Source organism: Candidatus Acidiferrales bacterium (assembly GCA_035515795.1).
In the GTDB taxonomy this organism is placed as follows: Bacteria; Bacteroidota; Ignavibacteria; order Kryptoniales; family JAKASW01; genus JAKASW01.
Genome location: DATJAY010000037.1, coordinates 1 through 22,395 on the forward strand (window position 1 = coordinate 1; position 22,395 = coordinate 22,395).

General features: G+C 46.6%; 17 protein-coding genes and 1 tRNA gene. 14 read left to right on the forward strand and 4 right to left on the reverse strand.

From position 1 onward, the window contains the following. Window positions 1-553 (forward strand): serine hydrolase (locus VLX91_15680; GenBank protein HUI31649.1); only part of this gene is annotated, 553 nt, incomplete at its 5' end. Between the two features lie 2 nt (window positions 554-555). Here VLX91_15680 and VLX91_15685 read toward each other — a convergent pair. Continuing rightward, a complete protein-coding gene (locus tag VLX91_15685) occupies window positions 556-2,058 on the reverse strand; it encodes a peptide MFS transporter (GenBank protein HUI31650.1) in 1,503 nt (500 codons plus the stop codon). A 245-nt stretch (window positions 2,059-2,303) separates the two neighbouring features. On the opposite strand from VLX91_15685, the gene VLX91_15690 reads away from it, so the two are divergent. The 4 genes from VLX91_15690 (at window position 2,304) to VLX91_15705 (ending at window position 8,714) form a co-directional block, all read left to right on the forward strand. Further along, on the forward strand, window positions 2,304-4,928 hold the full coding sequence (locus VLX91_15690) for a glycoside hydrolase family 2 TIM barrel-domain containing protein (GenBank protein HUI31651.1): 2,625 nt from the start codon (window positions 2,304-2,306) through the stop codon (window positions 4,926-4,928). A gap of 34 nt (window positions 4,929-4,962) precedes the next feature. Then, complete coding sequence (locus VLX91_15695; GenBank protein HUI31652.1) at window positions 4,963-6,234, forward strand: sugar MFS transporter; 1,272 nt, start codon at window positions 4,963-4,965, stop codon at window positions 6,232-6,234. A gap of 40 nt (window positions 6,235-6,274) precedes the next feature. Then, a complete protein-coding gene (locus VLX91_15700; protein ID HUI31653.1) occupies window positions 6,275-7,120 on the forward strand; it encodes an ROK family protein in 846 nt (281 codons plus the stop codon). Between the two features lie 169 nt (window positions 7,121-7,289). Further along, window positions 7,290-8,714 carry a C45 family peptidase gene (locus tag VLX91_15705; protein HUI31654.1) on the forward strand — a complete coding sequence of 475 codons (1,425 nt, stop codon included), beginning with the start codon at window positions 7,290-7,292 and terminating at the stop codon, window positions 8,712-8,714. Window positions 8,715-8,826: 112 nt separating this feature from the next. Here the strand turns inward: VLX91_15705 and nagA are convergent, their stop codons facing one another. Further along, window positions 8,827-9,990 (reverse strand): N-acetylglucosamine-6-phosphate deacetylase, encoded by a 1,164-nt coding sequence (nagA, locus tag VLX91_15710; GenBank protein ID HUI31655.1) that lies wholly within the window; start codon window positions 9,988-9,990, stop codon window positions 8,827-8,829. Window positions 9,991-11,063: 1,073 nt separating this feature from the next. Here nagA and VLX91_15715 point away from each other — a divergent pair. The 3 genes from VLX91_15715 to VLX91_15725 are packed head-to-tail and all read left to right on the forward strand — an operon-like array spanning window position 11,064 to window position 12,874. Next, window positions 11,064-12,032, forward strand: a complete 969-nt coding sequence (locus tag VLX91_15715) for a hypothetical protein (protein HUI31656.1) — start codon at window positions 11,064-11,066, stop codon at window positions 12,030-12,032. Window positions 12,033-12,076: 44 nt separating this feature from the next. Next, window positions 12,077-12,313, forward strand: coding sequence for a hypothetical protein (locus tag VLX91_15720; GenBank protein HUI31657.1), 237 nt, complete (start codon window positions 12,077-12,079; stop codon window positions 12,311-12,313). Between the two features lie 6 nt (window positions 12,314-12,319). Beyond that, window positions 12,320-12,874 carry a hypothetical protein gene (locus VLX91_15725; protein HUI31658.1) on the forward strand — a complete coding sequence of 185 codons (555 nt, stop codon included), beginning with the start codon at window positions 12,320-12,322 and terminating at the stop codon, window positions 12,872-12,874. A 176-nt stretch (window positions 12,875-13,050) separates the two neighbouring features. On the opposite strand, the gene VLX91_15730 is transcribed toward VLX91_15725, so the two are convergent. Further along, window positions 13,051-13,124, reverse strand: a tRNA-Arg gene (locus VLX91_15730). A gap of 126 nt (window positions 13,125-13,250) precedes the next feature. On the opposite strand from VLX91_15730, the gene VLX91_15735 reads away from it, so the two are divergent. Beyond that, window positions 13,251-13,703, forward strand: a complete 453-nt coding sequence (locus tag VLX91_15735; protein HUI31659.1) for an OsmC family protein — start codon at window positions 13,251-13,253, stop codon at window positions 13,701-13,703. Between the two features lie 27 nt (window positions 13,704-13,730). Here VLX91_15735 and VLX91_15740 read toward each other — a convergent pair whose 3' ends face one another. Then, entirely contained in the window at window positions 13,731-15,578 is a 1,848-nt protein-coding gene (locus VLX91_15740) for a glycogen debranching enzyme N-terminal domain-containing protein (GenBank protein HUI31660.1), read from the reverse strand. Between the two features lie 432 nt (window positions 15,579-16,010). Here VLX91_15740 and VLX91_15745 point away from each other — a divergent pair, with 432 nt between their 5' ends. The 5 genes from VLX91_15745 to VLX91_15765 all read left to right on the forward strand — a co-directional run. Beyond that, window positions 16,011-19,019 (forward strand): tetratricopeptide repeat protein, encoded by a 3,009-nt coding sequence (locus tag VLX91_15745; GenBank protein HUI31661.1) that lies wholly within the window; start codon window positions 16,011-16,013, stop codon window positions 19,017-19,019. Window positions 19,020-19,031: 12 nt separating this feature from the next. After that, window positions 19,032-19,466: a c-type cytochrome gene (locus VLX91_15750; protein HUI31662.1), complete on the forward strand. Its 435-nt coding sequence runs from the start codon at window positions 19,032-19,034 to the stop codon at window positions 19,464-19,466. Next, window positions 19,463-21,112: a hypothetical protein gene (locus VLX91_15755; protein ID HUI31663.1), complete on the forward strand. Its 1,650-nt coding sequence runs from the start codon at window positions 19,463-19,465 to the stop codon at window positions 21,110-21,112. Before VLX91_15750 ends, VLX91_15755 begins: the two co-directional genes overlap by 4 nt. Before the next feature lie 124 nt (window positions 21,113-21,236). Then, on the forward strand, window positions 21,237-21,812 hold the full coding sequence (locus VLX91_15760; protein HUI31664.1) for an SPOR domain-containing protein: 576 nt from the start codon (window positions 21,237-21,239) through the stop codon (window positions 21,810-21,812). Further along, window positions 21,787-22,395, forward strand: a 609-nt coding sequence (locus tag VLX91_15765) for a hypothetical protein (GenBank protein HUI31665.1), incomplete at its 3' end; no start/stop codon positions are given. The genes VLX91_15760 and VLX91_15765, both read left to right, overlap by 26 nt.

The following is a 22,395-nucleotide window of genomic DNA, read 5'->3' on the forward strand; positions in this document are numbered from 1 at the left end:
CGGAATGACTCGCACGATGTTCACACCGCCGGCATCACTCGTTCAGAATTGTGCCCCGACCGAGTATGACTCCGCTGCAGGAGGTTTACTCAGAGGAGTTGTGCACGACGAGAATTCGCGTTCACTCGGAGGCGTTGCCGGTCATGCGGGGTTGTTTTCGACAGCTGATGACATTGCCGTCTATCTGCAGTTGATATTGAATCATGGTGTTTACGACGGAAGACGGTATTTGCAGGATTCGACTATTGCCTTATGGACCCGGAAGCAATCTGATCTGAGCACTCGTGCGCTGGGATGGGACACGAAGGCACCCTCACCTCACTATTCGAGCGCTGGTCACTTGTTCTCTCCGAACTCATTCGGTCACACAGGTTTCACCGGAACGTCAATCTGGGTTGACCCGGTTAGAAATCTGTTCGTAATTCTTTTCACTAATAGAGTTTGTCCCACTCGGAAGGACCTGAAAATTGCAGCGGCACGTGTCGACATACACGATGCGGTGATCAAGGCACTTGCAGATGATGAGCAGTCTTCAGCAATAGGCATTCGATAGCATTAGGCGTCGGTTGCGTGACGCAGTTTCTTCAGGAAGACCAGAATAAGAATTGCCGAAATGATTGCCGCAAAAACTAAAATCAGAAAGAACTGCCACAACTGCATCTGGACATAGAATCGTCCGACGAATCCCGCAAGGTAGCTTCCTATCGCCTGTCCAGCGAACCATCCTCCCATCATCATTCCTTTCATTCTTGGCGGCGCGACCTTCGAGACAAACGATATGCCCATCGGGCTTAGAAACAATTCGGCCAGCGTTATTACGAAGTAAGAAGAGATCAGCCAATAAGGACCGACACGCGAAAAAGATGCCGCGTTGCCGGGCATGGGAAGTCCAATCGAAGCGGCGATCATTATACTGAACGCGAGTGCAGTAATGACCATTCCCAGTCCGATCTTACCGGGTGAAGAAGGCTCCTTGTGTTTTTTGTTGAGCCATGCAAATATTCCGATGATCACCGGCGTGAGAAATAATATGAACAAAGGGTTGAACGATTGAAAACTTTCAGGGGATATGGGATTAGAAAATGAAAAGGTCAGGAGCTTTGTTAAAATGATGGCGGCCGATGCAGCCATGATGACCGTAGATGTTGTTCGCGATTTAGTCGAGGACTGGTAGCTAACCGCTGACAACTGAAAGCCCGAAAGAATCAGTGCCATGATGGCAAGAAGTGAAATCGGGTCGAACAACAAGTAAGTGATTCTGTCCACCGTGGTCGTGGTATAATTCTTGGCGAACAACGTCATTGTAAACCCGTTCTGGTAGTAGGCCATCCAGAAGAAGATTATTATGACAAAGATAATGAGCAGAGAAGTGATGCGTTCTTTTTCCTGAGATCTTGTTAGTATGAGTTCTTCTTTTGGAGCGCCGGCATCTTTCGTCCTGTAGTCGGCATCTTTGTAATATTTCCTAAACGACAAGAAAATCGCGATGCTGACGAGGAGTCCCAACGCACAGACTCCGAATGCTGCGTTGTATGCGTGAGAGAGTGACGTATGAAAATGAGTCAGCATAAAATTCTTCGTCGAGGCTGCTGCGATCGGACCGAGGAACGCACCTAAATTTATCCCCATATAAAAAATATTGAACGCCGCGTCTTTCAACGAGCCGTCTTTTTGAGAGTAGAGGTTCCCAACGATGACATACGTATTTGGTTTGAACAAGCCATTTCCGATAGCGATGATGGACAGTGCGGTGAAAAGAAGCGCTGGCTTTGCTGTCGGAATGGCTAACAGAGCGTAGCCTGCACAGGAAGTTGCTGCACCCAAAACAATTGTTCTCCCATATCCTAACAATCTGTCGCTGACCATGCCACCGAACAGGGGTAGAAAGAAAGTCGCCGCGATAAATAAACCGTAAATGTTTCCGATCGTTGCGGGATCCCAATGGAAATTTTCCTGCAGGTATAAAACAAAAATTGCAAGTACTGTATAGAACCCGAATCTTTCCCACATCTCGGTAAAGAAAAGCACGAACAATCCTCTGGGATGGTCTTTGAACATAGGTCTATCTCTGAATTCTTAAAAAAATCAATTTCAAAACTAAGCATAAATATAATGACAAAAGCTTTCAAACTCGTAGATCAATGGGGAGTCGCGGTACCTGCGTGGTCAGGAACTCGGATTTGTTTTTCTTTAATCCCGCATATAACTTGCCAGGTGGATATATAGATGTTGCTGAAGCAATAAGGCTTTCACGACTCGAGGGTAGCCACCTTCAATGCCGGCATCATTAGTAAGGGTGAAAGATGAAAGTTTTGTATTCAATTTTTCTTGCCGTCGTCATGTTTACGGCCGTGACGAACGCCGCGATAAATTCCCCTAAGCGGGTAATTACTTTGAGTGATCATTGGCTGATCCAATCAAGCAAGTATTTGAACGTTTCCGGGGAAAATATTTCCGCTGATTCTTTTGTGACTGAAGGATGGCACAAGGCCGTCGTCCCATCGACGGTTCTCGGAACTTTGGTGAACGATGGGATCTTTAAGAATCCATTTCAAGGACGAAATCTCAGCGCTATACCGGATTCACTGTTCAGTAGATCATGGTGGTACAGGACAAGTTTCCCTCTTCCGAGGAAAGCGGACAATTTCAATCACGTCACCCTCAAGTTCCTGGGGCTCAATTATAAAGCCAATATCTGGCTTAACGGTAAGTTGATTGCGAGCGGGGATTCGGTCTACGGAGGATTCAGGCAGTTCGACTTCGATGTTACAGAAGACGTGCACTTCGGTGGTATGAATGTGTTGGCTGTGGAAATATTCAGACCGGAGCCCGGTTCGCTTACCCTCGGCTTTGTCGACTGGAGTCCCGCGCCGCCGGACCATGATATGGGTCTATGGAGGCCGGTGGAGGTTCATTTAAGCGGCAATGTTTCGATCGACCATCCGTTTGTTGCGTCCAAGGTGGATACTGCGACTCTGAAGGAAGCAGAGCTTACGGTTTCCGCAGAGCTAATAAACATGGCAGACCATGATATAAATGGAGTATTAACCGGGAGAATTGAATCAATCTCGATTTCACAACCAGTCTCTTTGCATCCGCATGAAAAAAGAGTGCTGGTTTTTCCGCCGGAAAATTTTCGTCAGCTCATTATAAAGGACCCGAGGCTGTGGTGGACACACGATCTTGGAATACCGAACCTTTACACGATCCATTTGGAATTCAAAACGGGACAAGATCACAATGAACGAGTTGTAACAGATTTCAACGACTTCAAGTTCGGGATAAGACAGGTTAACGATTACATCAATCCTTACGGCTTTAGAGGCTACAAACTGAACGGCAAGAAAATCCTGATCCGCGGAGGAGGTTGGGTGGATCATATTTTCCTTGACCAGAATGAACAGAACCTCGAAGCGCAGACTGATTATGCTGTAAACATGCACTTGAATGCCATCAGGATGGAAGGCTTTTGGGGCGAAGGTAGTGACATCTACAACCTTTGTGATGAAAAGGGAATACTCATCATGGTTGGAATCAGTTGTCAATGGGAATGGAAGAATATTTTCGGCGGGGATGCCGAAGACCAATACGGCTGCATAATTTCTCCTAAAGATATGGTCGCCGCCGCGAGGTCTTTCAAAGATCAAATAAGATGGCTTAGAAATCATCCTAGCATATTCCTCTGGCTCTATGGAAGCGATAAATTTCCGAGTCCCGACCTTGAATCAAAATATAGAGAAGTCTTGAGCCAGTATGACACCACGCGACCGTTTCTTTCTTCTGCTGCTGAGCACACGAGTACCTTAACCGGGCCTTCCGCAGTTAAAATGCGCGGTCCTTATGACTATGTGCCGCCGGTCTACTGGTTTGTTGATACTTCGTATGGTGGGGCATTCGGATTCAATACCGAGAGCGGTCCCGGTCCGCAAGTACCGAGGATTGAATCGTTGAAGAAAATGTTATCTCCCGATTCATTGTGGCCGATCAACGATGAGTGGTACTACCATTGCGCAAGAGGTAGGTTTCATAACTTAGAAATTTACAATAACGCCATCGATGCCAGACTCGGAAAGCCAATGGACCTGGAAGATTACGAAAGGAAAGCGCAGTTTACAAATTATGAGGCGATGCGGGCAATGTTTGAAGCATTTGGAGCGGACAAATTCAAATCTACCGGTGTAATTCAGTGGATGTACAATGCCGCTTGGCCAAAGATGTGGTGGCAATTGTATGACTATTATCTCAATCCAACGGGAGCATTCTACGGAGCCCAAAAGGCATGTGAGCCTATCCACGTCGAGTATAATCCCGCAGATCGTGGAGTGGTAGTCGTAAACTCGACCCTTAGGCCCGCCAACGGATTGACATTGAGGATCGAATTGTTGGACTTTAATATGAGGAAAATGTTCTTTCGTCAGATGACCGTCGATATTCCTGCGAATGCTGCTGACGAGGTTATTGCTTTTCCCAAGAATGATTCCGTCACACCAACTTATTTCCTGAGCTTGCATCTTTACCGCGGCAAAGAAGTTGTCAGTTCAAACATGTATGCGCTCTCAACCGTGACCGATAGCATACATGAGAAGGAGTCGTCGTGGTATGTCACTCAAAGCTCTTATGCTGATCTGACGGAACTTAACAGACTCCCGGAAATAAAATTAGAAACGACGGGAAAATTTGTAAGGCGTGGAGAAGATTATCTTGTCACTGCGACGATCCACAATCCGACTGACAGGCTTGCTTTTATGGCTTATCTTTCAGTTAAAAGCGGAAATACGGAGGATATTGTTTTGCCGGTTTTCTGGGATGAAAACTATATTAGCCTGCTTCCCGGAGAGACCAGAACAGTGCACGGGCATTTTCATGCAGCAGATCTCAAAGGTGAGTCACCCCGACTCGAAGTTTCGGGATGGAACATCGACCAGTGATGTCAAAGGAGTTCAGGAAATAAACGGGAATAAGATGAAGAGAAACTATTATATCGTGGGTTTGATCTTCCTTACTTTTTTTGTGATATCGTTCATCACGAACATTCTGGGCGCTCTTAATCCGGATGTTATAAAGAGTTTCAATTTAAGTTTGACGTTATCGGGATTATTGCCGTTTGCCTTTTTTGCGGCTTACGGGGTGATGTCGATTCCATCGGGTATGCTTGTCGAGAGGTACAAGGAAAAGACGACGATGGTTTTAGCGTTTGTCCTGGCATTTATTGGAGCTTTGCTCTTTTCGATCTTCCCGCAATACGTCATTTTTCTTGTGTCGTTATTTCTCATGGGAACAGGCATGGCAATGCTGCAGGTAGCGATCAATCCGCTTCTGAGGGTTTCCGGAGGTGAGGAACATTTCGCCTTTAATTCTGTAATGGCACAATTGATATTCGGCGGTGCATCGTTCATCGCACCAATGTTCCTGACATATTTGATCACTGGTCTCGAACAGCCGGATGGTTCAAATGCAGTGAAACTGCTCTTCTCGAAGCTGGTACCCAGGAATATTTCATGGACATCTCTTTATTGGGTTTTCGCCATGATTTTCCTGTTGATGATTTTGATAGTCCTGTTTTCTCCTTTTCCGCATGTAGAGAGAAAAGAGGACGAAAGAGCTGGAACCTGGGAGACTCACAGGGGGCTATTCAGGCAGAGGACGGTTATACTTTATTTCGTAGGGATTTTTACTTATGTCGGAACTGAACAAGGAGTCTCCTACTGGCTTTCAAAGTTTCTTTACACCTACCACAATTATGATCCGCTGGAGGTAGGGGCATCGACGGTCGGCTGGTTTTGGGGGATGATGTCCGTTGGCTGCCTGGTCGGGTTGATGCTACTCAAGCTTTTTGATAGCAGGCGAATTCTGTCGGTCGCCGTCATCCTGGCTGCAACCTTTCTGTCTGTTGCCTTGTTCGGGACGGGGCCGGCTGCATTGTACGCTTTCCCGATGGTGGGATTCTCTTTGTCAGTCATGTGGTCTATCGTGTTCTCGTTGGCACTTAATTCCGTAAGCAGCCATCATGGTTCATTCGCCGGAATACTCTGCACGGCAATTATCGGCGGTGCGGTAATCCAGGTGATAATAGGATGGCTGGGAGACTTGTTTGGTCTGAGGATCGGGATGTGTGTAATCTATCTGACGCTGGGATATATCTTCAGCATCGGAATCTGGGCAAGACCTATCGTTACCAACGAGACTATATTCGCGAAAAGAAAGATCAGGAGAGAATCGGTAGCTACAAATTGAAAAGGCTTTCTATGTTAGCAAGAATCAGAGCGGACGCTCGATGCAGATTTTAGGCATAGACCTTGGCGGGACAAATGTCAGAGCCGGGTTGGTCGAAGACGATTCGCTGGTTAGAGTTGAGTCCCAGCCTCTGAACAAGTCTGACAATGCGGGTGAGGTTGTTGACGAGATAGCTGACCTCATACGACGATTCTTCCCGAGCAAAATCGTGGGAATAGGCATCGGTGTGCCGAGTGTTGTAGACATTGAAAGAGGAATCGTGTACGACGTTGCGAATATCCCTTCGTGGAAGGAAGTGCCGCTGAAGTCTCTCTTGGAGGAGAAGTTTGACGTGCCGGTATACGTGAACAATGATGCAAACTGTTTTGCCGTTGGCGAAAAATACTTCGGAAAGGGAAAAGGATACCAAAACGTTGTCGGGCTTATTGTTGGGACCGGATTGGGTGCGGGCATCGTGATAAAAGATAAGCTTTACGCGGGGACCAATTGTGGCGCCGGTGAATTTGGTTGTGTCCCGTACAAAGACAAGAACTATGAGTATTATTGCAGCGGCCAGTTTTTCACAAATGAGTATCATACTCCTGGTGAAGACTTTTTCAAGAGGGCGGCAGACGGAGACCGAGAAGCCATCGATGTCTTCTCGATATTTGGCGCTAACCTTGGCGATGCTCTGAAACTTGTCATGTACTCGGTCGATCCTGAGATCATCGTTCTCGGCGGTTCCGTATGCAAATCCTTCGATTTTTTTAAAGATGCCATGTATGATGCAATCAGGAATTTTGCTTACCCGAAATCTCTTAAAAATATCAGGATAGAGGTTTCGGAAATTGAGAATGTGGCGATACTTGGTGCTGCGGCTTTGTATTACGACGAGATGAGAAAGTAGGATTGGTGATTTCAAGCCGGCGCTTCGATCGTTTAGTCATTGACCTTTTTTGAATAGATATTTCTCGTTTTGATTTTTTGATGCGGGCTCGTTAGCACCTTAGAGGATTAGAATGCGATTAATGTCAGGATCAAAAGTTCAAGAGGAAAGGAAAATACGGGAGATTGCGATGAGATATAGATTCGTTTTTTACTCGGTACTGGTTTTTCTGTCGACGGCGGCCATCGAAGCAATTCGGCCGGTTGTCTGGACTAAAACCCCGCTTACCGCGGATCAACAATCGTGGCTCGCGAAGGCAAACAGGCATACGAAATCGGGCTGGGTCTATCTTCACATAGAAGGTTCTCCGGAAGAGCGCGGGTTTCAGCACGGATATCTTCTTTCGGATCAAATCAAAGAGTCCCTGCGCGTTCTAAAGAAAAAGTGGGAATATCAAAGCGCAATGACGTGGGCCTGGTACGTCAGGGAATGCGGTGAGATTCTCACGCCGAAAGTTGATACGGAAGACTTGTCTGAGATGAACGGTATCGTTGAAGGAATGAATGCGGCGGGCGATTCAACGACGACTAACGAGATCGTCGCGCTGAATGGGTACATGGAGATGATGGACTATTGGTGGCCGGAAGTGAAAGACTCCCTGAAAATAAATTCGCCGACACCTGACAGGGAGTCATGCAGTTCCTTCATTGCTACAGGGAGTATGACAGCGGACGGGAAAATTGTCCTGGGACATAATACCATGGGCGGCTATGAGGAACCACTCTGCAATGTCATCCTTGATATTGCCCCGGAAAAGGGGCATCATATTTTGATGCAGTCTTTCCCCGGATTCATCCATAGTGGAACCGATTTCTTTATCACAGACGCAGGACTAGTTGGTTCTGAGACTACGATAGGTGCGTTTTCAGGATTCGATCCAAATGCGACACCGGAGTTCTCACGCATGAGACATGCCACACAATACGCAGATAATATTGACCAGTGGTGCGCGATGATGAAGGAGGGAAATAATGGTGGGTATGCGAATGCCTGGCTTCTTGGTGATATCAACACAAACGAGATAGCAAGACTGGAACTCGGGCTGAAATATGTCGGGTTCGAAAGAAAGAAAGACGGCTATTTTATCGGCTCAAACGTCGCCGAGAATCTGAAGGTGCTAAGATTTGAAACCAAGCAGGATGAAACGGACATTATGCATTCGTCGGTGGCGCGCAGGGTGAGATGGAAACAGTTGATGAAGGAATACGCCGGAAAAATAAACGTCGACCTTGCGGAAAAATTCGAGGCAGATCACTACGACACCTATTTGAATAAGGACAATCCGGATGGCCGCACACTTTGTGGACATTGCGATCTTGAGTCGAATCCTGCGACCGATGACCCGTTCTCTCCATGGGGTACCCTCGACGGTAAGGCGGTAGATGCGAAAATGGCGAAGCAAATGACGATCTGCGCGAGATGGGGATCGGCATGCGGCGCGGCATTCAGCGCGGACAAATTCCTGAATGAACATCCACAATATGACTGGATGACTGGACTGATCAAAGACCGGCCGTCGGAGCCGTGGGTTCTGTTTAAGGCTGATGAAAAATAGTTCTCAGAGGAATGGTCTGGATGTGAACTGCAACTGGCAAAGTCCTCGTTTTGACAAAATGAAGGACGGGTCAGTGCTTTTTAGATAGACGAGAACTTTAGTGGAGGCAATTTCAAGATGTGTATTTGATCTCTCCACCCAACATTGTCAGGTTGACATTGAACTCGTCGTCAAGAACTACAAGATCGGCGCGTTTTCCTTCTTCAACACTTCCAGTTACTTTTTCAATTCCCAGTGAACGCGCTGCAGTTAGAGATGTCATTTTCGATGCTTCCACGAGGTCTATTCCTACGGTACGCGATAAGTACGCGAGACCTTTTTCCATGACAAGAGTGCTTCCGGCTAGAGCGCCATCTTCTGAACGTACCGCTCCGCCTTTGACGACAACTTTTCTTCCGGCGGAAACGTATTCTCCGTCGCCCACCTGTGTGGCACGCGTTGAATCTGTGATAAGGAGTATGTGATCTGGTGTCTTCAGTCTTATTGCCATCTCGATGGCTTTCGGATGGACGTGGATTCCGTCTGCGATAATCTGTGCGTCGATTTTTTCCGACAGCAGCGTCTCAAGTAAAATTCCGTCCTCGCGGTGATGGAGCTGAGGCATGCTGTTGAAAAGGTGAGTCACCTGTTTCGCTCCCATCGAAATCATTTGTACCATTATGTCGCCGCTTGCTTTGGAATGACCAATTGAAATGATGATTCCGTTGGTTATTGAATCTTTGATTATCGGCAATACTCCAGGCAACTCCGGGGCTAACGTCATGAGTTTGATCAGTCCTTTGCCTGTCTCACGAACCTTCGACCATTCGTCGATGTTTGGAGCTTCAACATAGTCTCGCTGATTTCCACCGCACATTTCTTTGTTGATATATGGACCTTCCAGGTGAAGTCCATAGATGTTTGTATTACCCTTTTTATCAATACAGTAGTTTGCTATACGTTCTACGGCAGGCTTCAACAGAGAATAAGGTAATGGGGACAATGTGGCAAGAAGTGAAGTTACGCCGTGGCTAAAGTAATAATTTGAAAGAGCAGGCAGGATTTCTTCGCCGTCGGCAAAATCGCAACCGATTCCTCCATGAGTGTGAAGATCAATGAAACCAGGCATAACGATTTTACCTGAACAATCTATTATCTCCACACTGCCTTCGGGTAACTCGGGTGGCTTATCGAAAATCCTTTCTATTCTTCCTTCTTCGAGGAGCAGGGTGCCCTTGTCGATTACCGTTCGGGCAGTTACGACTCTACCGTTTATCAGTGCGGTTCTTCTTCTCATACGCACAACATAACTCCTTTAAAGGAAATCTTTGATATCATTTTCAAATTCTGTCGGGCTTTGACGACAGTGATTTGTGAACTAAGAATCCGGTTGCTGCAATGGCCACTGCAGAGGTGTTCGGGAGAAATCTATCGGAACGGATTGTGAGAATTCCTCTGAAACGGAATCATTCCCCCAGCCGGTACCACTGTGTAGAAGAGTAACCGAAACGTTGTCAATGTTCGCAGAAAAAGCGTAATTTCTGCTGAGATGAAAAAAGGGAAGCGCTCAATACTAATTGAAATTGGGCACTGTCTCTTTGGCAAAAGTCGGTCAAAAGATTCAGGGTCTGGTGGCCGCATTAGTGCTCAGCTTCTAGTCTTGTTCTTGACAGTATAAATCGTTTCTTGGGGGCCTCGCTACATGATTCAAGTCTTGACTTTTATAACAGAGTGGATAGTCACGTATCGAAATCTGGTTACATTCTTAGCGCGTTTGTTTGAAAGCGTGTGCCATCTTGTAATATATTCGACACTGAAAAAGGACCAAAAAGGTACCCAACAATTTCAAAACCCGCGAATTTGTGCGCCTGGAGGGATTCGAACCCCCAACCCTCAGATCCGTAGTCTGTGGCTCGCTCGAAAATATACGCTTTAATTCGTTTAGATTCGCTGATTTCATTCGTTTCATTACTGTAATCTTTCGTAAGTGCTTTTAAAACGTCCAATTGCACGTTTTTCGATCATAAGCGTTGAGATTTTCCCCACAATTTTCCCACAATTTTTCATCTGGTGTTCATCCCTGTTTTGATCGTTCACCTGAATAAACGGCTTCTCTGAGCAAATTCGAAGGATAATTCTGTTGGCAGTTGCATCCCATGATTTTTTAACCTCAGATCTTAGTAACTGCGAAATCTGATGCTCTCGTACCATAGTAGCAATATATGTTATGGAATAAAAAAGTCAAGGGTGTACCCCCGTTGTACTTTGGATTAGTCGAATGGACATTTGAGGTAACATTGTGAATTTTTAACTTGACTTGTTCAGGAGCTTTGTGTTAGCTTTGATGGTTGCAGGGACATCGAATAACCAATGGCTAAAGAAGAGAGAATCGAACTCTTAAAGGGGTTCGAAAAACGAAGGAAATCAAGAGCAATCCTATTTGTCTTGGGAGATCGGCAGCCAATACAGCTGTTTGGCACTCTCATTGCGATGGACATTATTCCCCTGACACAGAAGTTAGTTGGGAAAATGAGCCAAAGTAAAAAAATATCATTAATTATCTACAGTGCTGGTGGTGATCTTTTTACGCCGTGGCCATTGGTCAATCTCCTTCGAGGATTTGCAAAAGAGCTTGAGGTGATTGTATTACGGAAAGCACTCAGTGCAGCTACTCTTGTAAGCTTGGGTTCAGACAGAATTGTGATGTGCCCGTTCTCAAATCTGAGTGCGATTGATCCCCAAGGTACGTTTCAGACACCAGAAGGGAAAATCGAGCAGATTAGTATCGAAGACATACTCAAGTTCATAGAATTCGCCCGGGAAAAGATTGGACTAAAAGACAGAGCAGGAAAAATTGAGATCCTGAAAGCCTTAGGCAGAATAGATCCAAAAGTTCTTGGTAACATAAATAGGACTCATTCGCTAATTCTGAAGTTGGCTACAGACTTGCTAAAGTTGCGGTCAAAAAATCGTCTTAGTGATACCCAAATCAAAAATGTTGTTTCTAATCTAACAGAGAAAACCTTTGCGCACATGCATTTAATTGGGCGCTCGGAAGCGAAAAATAAGATCGGGTTAGGTTCAATGATCGAGTTTGCAGATGAGAAGACCAATGAGTTAATGGAAAATATGTACACAATTGTGGAGTCCGACCTGCAACTTGAAACTCCATTTGATCTTCAAGAAGAACTCAAGCGCAACGCTCCGAATGCGGTGACTGTCACCGCCACTCGAAGCATTGCCCAGTCCACGGATTTAAATTATGAGGGAAAATCAACGATTGTCATTCATCCCAACGGACAAGTTCAACAACCATCGTTTAAATGGGAATTAGTTTAGTTCCGAATTGGTTCAGTAATATAAGTTAAACAAAGGAGCGAAATATGAGTGAGCAGCAGAATTTGATTCCAACGATTGTACCGACTCGGTTTCAGGTCATGAGGAATCCGATGCTTGATGGTACGAGCGCCGACATGCGGCTCTTGACAAGGATCGAGTACAGCACGATAAAATCGTCAGTAATTTTTGAACTTTCGTCTGAGGGCGAACAGGAATATGAGTATCAGCCTTTCACAAAACCCAGCGCTATTATAGAAGAGTTGAAAGGGCAATCCATCTAATGGCCCATGTACTATGAGGCCGATCCTGATCCAATACAGTTATGGCAGGGTGATGTAATAAGAAATTTCATTCTGCCTGTTCCCACCGAGCAAGTTTATATTGTCAGAAATCCACCCGATCCTCTTTTGCCGACGACTTTTTCGGGTGGAAAGAATATCCCAATCAAAGCGATCTATGAACCGAGTGATCTGCAGGATGCATTTTTTTTAGGCAAGGAAGCTTTATTGACAGACGCTCTCTTAACTAATGTGGCTATAATTTCGCATTCGTGTGATATAGATAGGAAACCGTTTTTGACAGTGGCGGCGGTAAAGCCGATTACCGTCGTGACTAACAAAAACCGAAGAGAGAATCTAAAGGATTTATATAAGGTCTTTGAATATTTTTGGTTGCCATTGTCAGACAATTTGGAAGAATCTATCGTAGATTTCAGTGTGACGTATTCGGTAAAAGCAGAAGTGCTTAGAGCAAAACTAAATGATAGAATCCTATCGTTGACACCCGAGTATAGAACCAAACTTCGGCACAAGCTCCAACAATATTTTGGAAGACCAGATTAGTAAATGAGTTGTCATCGCCCACCAGGTTGTGCCAGTCAATTAAAGCCACCATCCCTTACTTCACGGTGTATCTATTTCTAATCATGGTCGTACCATGATGCTCGAAAATCCTTTCTGTTTTTCCCCACAATTTTACCACAGTACGAACGAAAACGAAAAAAAACCCGCGAAATTAGTGCGCCTGGAGGGATTCGAACCCCCAACCGCCAGATCCGTAGTCTGATGCTCTATCCAATTGAGCTACAGGCGCGGCGCAGTTAAGTTAGCAGCCGTGGAATAATTTTCAAAATGCCCGCTGCTGAGCGGTGAAATCTTGCGTTGGAATTCTCCAAATCCGGCTTATCTTATGTGGATCGTAAAGTCAAAAGGAGCCTTTATGTCGGAAAAATCCGCGGTAGTAAGACAAGTCAAAGGATTGACGTTTGTCGGGATGGCCGAATCCGGGCATTGGGTGAACGTCGACGGACCACCTGAATTCGGTGGAAGCAACGCGGCAATCAGGCCGAAGGAACTGATCCTCATTTCACTCGGGGCATGTACTGGCAGCGACGTCATTTCAATCCTCCAGAAGAAACGCGTTAAGCCGGCGGGCTTTGAGGTGAGACTGAAAGCCCAGGTTGCCGAAGAACATCCGCAGGTTTATACGAAGATTCATATTGAATACGTATTCTACGGAGAAAATTTGCCGGCGCCGGATATCGAACGTGCGATAGATTTGTCGCAGAACAAATATTGTCCTGTGACGGCGATGTTGAAAAGTTCCGTGGACATAACCAATTCTTATAAGATCTTGCCTTCCGGTGATTTCTTAGGTGCTAAGGTAAACTGATGCTGGGGATGGGGAATCTGTTTTTTTCTACCTGAGTTTCAACTTCTTTATCAACCGGATCGCCTCCGCGGTTACCAAGGAAGAAGAAATATCCTGAGCAAGCGCTGATGTGCCGTTCCCACACTTTGGTAATCCATCGAGGCAGTTGGTAAAATCCTCCATACCAAACAATTTCTCGACAAACCACTTCATGTTTCCCACCTCTCTCTCGCAGCCTTTGAGCTGGCGGCTCGCTTCCAATAGGTAAATCGCAGCTAAGTTGCATGCATGGCGCGGCGATTTGTGAGCGTCTCTATTACCGTACGATTCCGAAAATTTTGACACCAGGAGCCGGCATATCTTTGTTTTCTCTTCCTCATCGAGGGGAGAATGCGGCACGATAAGCGGCACTGCCATCTCAAAGTTTAGCACGTCTTTCCCTGCGGCACTTTTGTAACGTCCATCCCTCTCAAAATAAGTCCCGTAATATGCGGCTGCTATTTCGGATATGATCTCGGAGTAGGATGCGGAGGACACGATAACGGATTTCGTATCGTCGACCATTTTCAACAAATTGTACCACAGCGCATTGATGAAAGCGTTTCTCACCGACCATGGTACACCGTCGGAATTGTTTGTCCCGAGGTTTATAAGGTGCGATCCCTTTCCTGGGCGGACCTGTTCAGCCGATGCTGTTTGGCCCAAAATGCCCGTCGTGATTATGTCGATTCCCGCTTCGAGTAAAGGAAGGTATCGGCGCGCGTGTTCTGAACTTCTCTCCTTCTCAACGATCCTGGCAAGTGCGAAACCGAAATAGAGAATTGTCAGAGGATTGTCGTAGTTAATGTGAAATGTATCTTCGTCGACGGAAGAGGGAAGCTCACCGTTCATTTCGTTGGAAGCTAATTCATGCAGGAATTCCCGGTCAAAGTTGGAGGATTCAGACGTATAAGAAACCCCGTCCAATGCGATGAGGGTCTCCGGAATATTCAATCCACCGTAGGGATAGCCGTCGATAACGGTAGATGTCCTCAGCGCGTTGTTCTTTACAATGTGATTGAAAGACGAGTTCCCCAGATAAGAATATTTTTTCGGAAGGCCGCATGACGATCTGATTCTATCTGCGGCTTCGATATAGCGTGCCATGATCTCGTCGTAATTAAATTCGCCGAGGTCGCGTGTCGAGGCAGCAAGAGTTGTTCCTTTCCCCGGCTCCAATTCCGTTTCCCAATAACCCATATTGAACAGATCTTCGCCGCTCTCTTTGTCCAAATTGGAATCATGTGGATAAATGAAATTGTAATACCAATGTGATTCGGGACTCGTACTGTATATTTGAGAAAGTTTCACGTAAAGTCTGGGGAGACTCATATCGGCAATAATGCGAATCCCGTCGGGCAGTTCGTCGGTCAAAAAGGTCTCGCCGAATTTCCTTGTCGAGTCTTTCGATCTGAATCCGACCAGAGGAAGAAGGCGGAGCACCATTACTTCTTTGGAATGATTTTCGTAATGGATGAAGACCGCGTTCGATCTTTTTGGCATCAACACGCTCTTCGTAATCTGGCAGCCCGATAGATCGTACGTCGCCTGAGGAAAATAGTCGAAGGTGAATTTGCTTAGTAGCTTATACCCCTCGGGAAAGATCGTATTCGGATAACGGTTTGTCCCCAGGAAAAAAGATTTGCCATTGATGATGATTTCTTCATCAACTTTGTTGAGAAGCGTCAATCGCCTGAGAGGTGGATTCAGCGAGATCGTGAGAAGCGAGTGCTGACGTCTCGTGTTCATGAAGGAAACCGTACTGCACGCGAATCCTCCCTCACCGTCTGTCAGAAGCCATTCTTTTGCGGAAGCGAATGCGATATCTCGAAGTTGCTTTTGGTTGTACGTAATCACTGTCCAACAATATACAAAAAACTTTTCCTAGTACGCACGACGGCAGTTGTTTCAGCCAGGAGGAATGCCCGGAGATTTTTTCTGTGGAATTGAGGCTTCAACTTCGCAAACGCTGGTCCTGGATTTTTGTCAGGAAAAGGCTCAGGGTGGTGCCGTTCCTCAGGGGTCCATTCGGGACGGCAATCAAGGAAAGGTTAAGGATGAGTCAGTGAATGTTGCACTATCCATTTTGAACCGACATCATCCACGGCCGGCATCCATGCTTTTTAAGCTCTTTAGGATGGTGGATCGCGTTCGAATCCGTGCAAATTATGCTGTTTGGGGCATGGTCCGCAGTGATTACACATGCGATTTTTCTAAAATTTGTGGTCAACTTCAAGTAAACTAACAAATGAACTTGATTAACTCATTGTGAATCTATAAATTCCTGAAATGAGAGCGATCGAGAGAGTTGCTTCAATTATTCTGCTTTTTGCCCTCTATTCCGTCGCTTCTTCTCAAGTGACAAGCGTGACGGAGCAGCAGGACTATTCTTTCGCCGTCGGCCTCTATCGTGACGCTCAGTACGATCTCGCGCTTCAGCAGTTCAAGTCCTTTCTCAAGAATTATCCCACAACACGCCATGCTGAAGAGATAACTTTTCTTTCCGGTGAATGCCTCTTCCAAAAAAGGATGTATGACAGTGCGCTGAGCGAGTACCAGAAAATTTTGGACGATTATCCGAATTCAACTTATTATGTCCGATCCCAATTGAGAGTAGGCGAAGTCTGGCTCCAGCTCGGCAAATTTGACCGGGCCGAAAAAATTCTGAAGGAAATCTTGTCAAGGGAGAACGGCCAAGATTTGAACGGAGAAGCAGCGTATAAACTCGGCCAGCTTTTCGCCGGGAAAGAAGACTACAACAATGCAGTGAAATATTTCGAGCTTTCGTACGAAGGCTACAAGGAATCAGGAATTGCGGACTATGCGATGTACGGCTCGGCCTGGTCGTTCGGAAAGCTGGGGGAATTCGAAAAAAGCAAGAGCAGGTTTGCCGAAATGCTGTCTGCCTATCCTAACACGAAGCTGAAAGCAGACGCAGGCGAAAAGATGGGCGAGTGCGATTTCTTTCTCACCGACTACAAATCTGCCATTTCCGAATTTGCCGAAGCCGCTTCACTTTCATCAGAAAGCCAGGTGATCGAGCCTGCCTTATATTATGAGGGACGGGCAGATGAAAAAATCGGGAGGAGCGACAGCGCGATTTCCGGTTACTCGAACTATCTGAATGAATTTCCATCAGGAGAACATTCTTCGGAAGTCAGAGTGCTCCTTTCCAAACTTTTAGTCGCAACTCCCACGCGTGCCCGCGAGGCATTGAGAGTTCTCAGTGGGGTGCCGCATGGTGATCCGCTTTATTTCGAATCACAGCTGGAAACCGCGCGAGCGTATGAGAAATCCGGTTCGTCGGATACTGCTGAAATAGTCTTAGTTGCGTTGACCAAGTCAAGAAGGTCTTCGGATGAGATTGCCGAAGCTCAATACGAGATGGGAAAGCTGTACTTCAAATCTAGATCATACGGGAAGAGTGCAGAGTCCTTTTTGCTCGCGGCAAAAGATACTTCGCTCTATGGCGAGGCAATGAAGAATGCAGCAATTTCTTCATCCGCCGCTGGAGATTATCGCGATGCGAAAAACTATTTCGCCAATTCGATCCTGAAACTCCAGGGCAGCGATTTATTGGAAGCTCATTTCGATTACGCTTCAGCCCTGTACGCGAGTGGAGATTATAAAGGCGCCGCTCAGATTTTTCTTGCTGCCCAAAGGCTTGCAGCATCCGATAGCGATAGGTCGGAGGCTCTTTACATGGCCGGTGAATCCTTCTACCGGGCAAAAGATTTCAAATCGTCGTTGTCGTGTTACTTGGATTATTCGCAGATTTACTCTGCAGGCATTCATGCCGGTGCGGCCGTTCTCGGCGTCGGATATTCAAATTATTTCTTAGGGAACTTTCTTGCCGCCGCCGGTGCCTTTCAGAAATTTATCGCGGCGTACCCGAACTCGCTGTTATCGCCAGAAGCATTTCTCAGGCTTGGCGACTGTTATTATTATGGCAAGGATTACGAAAAGGCTCTCGGGGTTTATAAGGATGCCGCCTCAAGATTTTCGACAGAATCGAGCGGACAAGACGATTCTACCGCTGCGTATGCACTGTACCAGAGCGGTGAATCGGATTACTGGCTCGGGAAATTCGATGCATCGATAGAAATGTTCCGTGCACTTCTCGACAAGTATCCTCACTCGCCGCTTGCACCGGATGCGCAGTATGCAATCGGTTGGGTCTACTTTTCACAAAAACAGTATTCGCAGGCCATAGGCGAGTTTGATAAAGTGACGGCAAATTATCCGAGCAGTCTTACCGCAATCAGGGCACTTTACAGCAAGGGAGACTCCTATTACAATTCGGCGGAGTATCAGCAAGCGCTGATGTGTTACAGTGAGCTGCTCTCGAAATATCCATCAAGCGAGTTTGTAGGTAATGCGCTCGTAGGGATGCAATATTGCCTGACTGTTCTCGGCAAACCTAAAGAAGCGGAAAAAGTCATAGATAATTTTGTGCGCGATCACCCGCAGCTACCGAACGTCGACAAAATCTATTACAAAAAGATTGAGTATGCTTTGAACGAGAAGCAATACCCCGAAGCCGAACACGACCTAAAGGAGTTCATCGTCAAGTTCCCGAGAAGCTCTCTATCCGGTGCTGCGCTTTACAACCTTGCTCTCGTTGAAATCGATCTTGGAAAGACAAAAGCCGCAACGGGCGTTCTTTCGGACCTGATTGCGAAGCGCCCTGGCGACGAATACACGACCGCAGGAGAAGTTAAACTGGCCGAACTTTATAGCTCGGAAAAAGGTTATTCCGAGTCAGAAAAGCTCCTGACGGAGGCGTCATATGCCCAAGATGTTTATGGAGTCGCCGCACAGGTGGAACTCGGCAAGTTTTATCTTGACAGGGGCGATACTTCGAAAGCGGAATTGATCCTTTCGAAGGTTACAACTGCCGACACCTCAAACGATGAAGAAAGAGCAAAAGCAAAGTTGATGTTGAGTGCGGTATATTTCAGCAAAGGACGCACCGTGGACGCTGTTTCCCTCGCAAGTTCAGTGGCGAAAACCCATGATGATTTGATCGGAGCACAGGCGCAATTGAGGGTAGCCGAGTATTATTGCGGTGACGGCGATAGCACAAATGCAGTTCTTTCCTTCCTTCGGGTGAAGTACGTGTTTGCCAGTTTCTCGGACATCGTCGCGAAGTCCCAGATTGAACATGCAGATTGTCTGATGAAGTTCGGAAACAAAAGGGAAGCAAGAACGTTGCTTCAGGAGTTCGTCAGGGACAGGACAGAGGACTCATACACGAAACTGGCAAGAGAAAAACTCAAACAGATGAGATCGGAGTAGGAGAAGATTCAATTGAACAAGACGATGGTATTCTATGGAATTCTTATTGCCGTAATAGTTCTGGCATTAATCGTATCTTCAAATCTCAACAAGGTTCCCGACTTAAAGCCGAAGTTTGCAGATTTCGTTACGGATCAGATCTTGTCGCCGGACTCGAGCAACTCTTTCGGCGATAATCTCAAGGTTCTGCACGGCATCCATTCGCGCGATCAACTGTTGAGCGTGATGCGTGGATTTACGGAGGCCCTCGGCGTCAAATGCGATTTCTGCCATAACACGGACAATTTTGCCAGCGATGAAAAAATTCAGAAGAGAACCGCCCGCGTCATGATCAGCATGGTCTCAAACATTGACAGGAACTATTTGGTTGGTCCTCAGACGGAAAAGGTAACCTGTTTTACCTGCCATCGCGGATCAAACGTTCCTAAACTGGTTGCATCAAGGTGAAAATCGGATCGGTCATTTCGATTGTGTTTACTTTCGCGGGAATTGCGAGGTCGCAAGTTACGCCGCCGGAGACGGTTTTTAAACCGGACACTTCGCTCCCGAAAGTGAATGTGCCGGAGTTCGTGATCACTGGGAAGGCCGGGAATAACATGGCACAGTTCAACAAAGAATCGACCCGGATCGATTCTTTATATTTTCAGAACAAAGCCCTGGCAGGCTTGATCATGGAGATACCTGTAAACCGATCTTTGAGCCTGCAGAGTTCGAACTTTCAAGCCGGGAGTCTGTTCGCGCACGTGTCGACGGGGAGCTATGCGACTACTTCATACTTGCTGTCGGGCTGCGGCGGGATCGGCGGCACCCGCTTGAACGGAAGCCTTGGGGGAAACTACACTTCCGGCTATACACCGCAGACGATGCGGCGCGATGTTTCGGTGCAGGCGGGGGCCGGCGGGGACATAGAGCTTGACGAAAGTGCGAAGACAACCAACTCTGCCGAAATCGGTTATTCGCGCGCGAGCTTTTTCCTGTATGGAACCGGAATTACAAATCTGCTGAGAACTACAAACGGATTTGACTTAGTACTTCGTTCCGATATGAACTTTGGGAATTTTCCGCTTGGTGCGGGACTAAGTTTCGACAGGTTCTCCGTTCAGGATTTTGAGAAGGCCGCGCAATCAGTTGCCGACTTAAAACTCAATTCCATGCTTCAGCTGCAATCCGGCAGCATTAACCTTGACGGCTCGCTTCGTTTTGGAAATCACAATACAACTTCACCGCTATCTCCGATCGATCAGTCGTTTTATAAGCTCACTTTGGGTGCCGAGTATGGAAACAATATTGGCGATTTTTCTTATGCTGTTGCCTTAAACTATTTTCAATACGCTGATGACTCCGGCAACGGAATCGCGAAGATATATCCTGACCTGCGCGGAACGTACAAAGTGAACAACGAAGTTTCGCTTTCCGCAAGGTTCTTCGGCGACGTTGAGAACTCAAGCCTTTCTACTTTCTTAAATGGGAACAGATATGTTGAGATGAATTTTCCGCTGAGGAATTCCCAGGACTATGCGAATTTTACTTTCGGCGGCGATTGGATCGTGAACGATGAGATTTCAGTGTCGCCGAAACTTAATATTTCCGCTTCAAGATTTTATCCGATCTTTGTGACTTTTCCATCGGCATTCATAGGGGCCGATACAAGCCATGCGGACAATCAGCTTCTCTACGCAAACAAGGCGACTATTTTTACCGCTTCCGTGTCGGTACAATACAAGAAGGATAAATTCGGCGCGGATGCAACTTTGAATTCACGAATCGGCACGGCAGACTCCCTGACTTCGATTCCGAATCTCGCCCCGTTTGATTTGACCGTCGGTGCGATTTACCAGATTAACCCGCAATTCAATCTCAGAGCTTCGATCTTTATCCTGTCTGCTCGCTATTCCGATCTTGCTTTGAAGAATAAAATCAGCCCGGCGTGGCTGCTGAATTTTCACCTGGCTTACAATTTGAAAGTCGCTCAGTTGCCGGTCGAGATATTCGCCGACGTGAAGAATGTCCTGGACCAGAAGTATGATATCTGGCAGGGTTATCAAGAATTTCCGATTGGACTTTTCATCGGAATAAACAGTAAGATTTTATGAAGATGCGGGTACAACTAACATGGATGTGATGTATATCCAACTAATGAAAAATGCGGTTGAATACGACCGGAATTTTTTGCACTTTTAGTATCGAAATGTCAAACAAAATAAGGAGGAACGAGTAATGGGAATGAATTTTCAGGACCAACCAACCGGCGACAAGCCGCAACAAAGGTCGCAACAGCCTAATTTCGACGATCCAAATGTCGATGATATATTTATCGACTCGCCGTCTGGTGGCTTAAAGCTTCTCTGGATCGCTCTTGTTGTTGTTATCATCGCAGGTGTTGGCGGCGGATTGTATCTGTTGAATAAGTATGGCTATTTGAAAATGAATTTCCTGCATAAGAAACACACGATCTCGGTCGTTGCCGAATCAACACCTCCACCGACAGTACCGAGCAGCACCAGCAGTACGACTTCAACGTCGGAGGTTGCTGCTCCCACGACGAGTGCTACGCCGGGAACATTTGCGATACAGGTGTCGGCATTCAAGGCCAAACCGTTGGCCGATAAGTACGCGACAAAATTGAAGAATCAAGGATTAGATGCTTTTGTTTTTGCCGGGGAAGTTCCCAACGAAGGAACTTGGTTTAAGGTCTGCGTCGGTTCCTACGATACGAAGATTCGCGCGATTGCCGCGACAGAGGACATGAAGAGAAAAGTCGGAACGGATGTCTGGGTCGTACCGGTTCAATGAGAATCGTTCGTACATGTATCATGATGTATTATCACGGATGCGTGGAAGTGTCGCAGGTTCATATTACTTTCGTCAATATGAACTGAAACGGATTTATTCTAAGAACTTCTTCAGCGGTATGGCGATTGCACTCGCGATCCATGCCATGCTGATTTTTCTCCTTTTCTTGCTCGAGCCTGTCTATACGAAACCGCCCGACGTAGAAAAACTCCTTCCACCGGTGAACACAGATTATCAAGTCATTGAATTGAAGATAATCGGGACAAAAAGTTCGGGGATGGATGTCCGGGGATCCGGCGGCGGGGAAGGAACAGTCAGGGCAAATGCCGGATCAGCTTTTGGCAAACCGGTCATATCGTCAACAAAAAATACTATCGACCCGCAAGCGTCCATGGTACCACGGTCTCTGCAGGGACCGGGCATGAACGACATAGTGGGAATTCATCGCAATCCGATTTACTTCGACACGGTGAGGGGTTATAGCGGCGCATCGCAAAACGGCGGAGGATCGGGCGGCGGAAATGGCGACGGAATAGGAAACGGAACTGGCAGCGGTGCGGGCTTCACAGATAAACCCGGATTT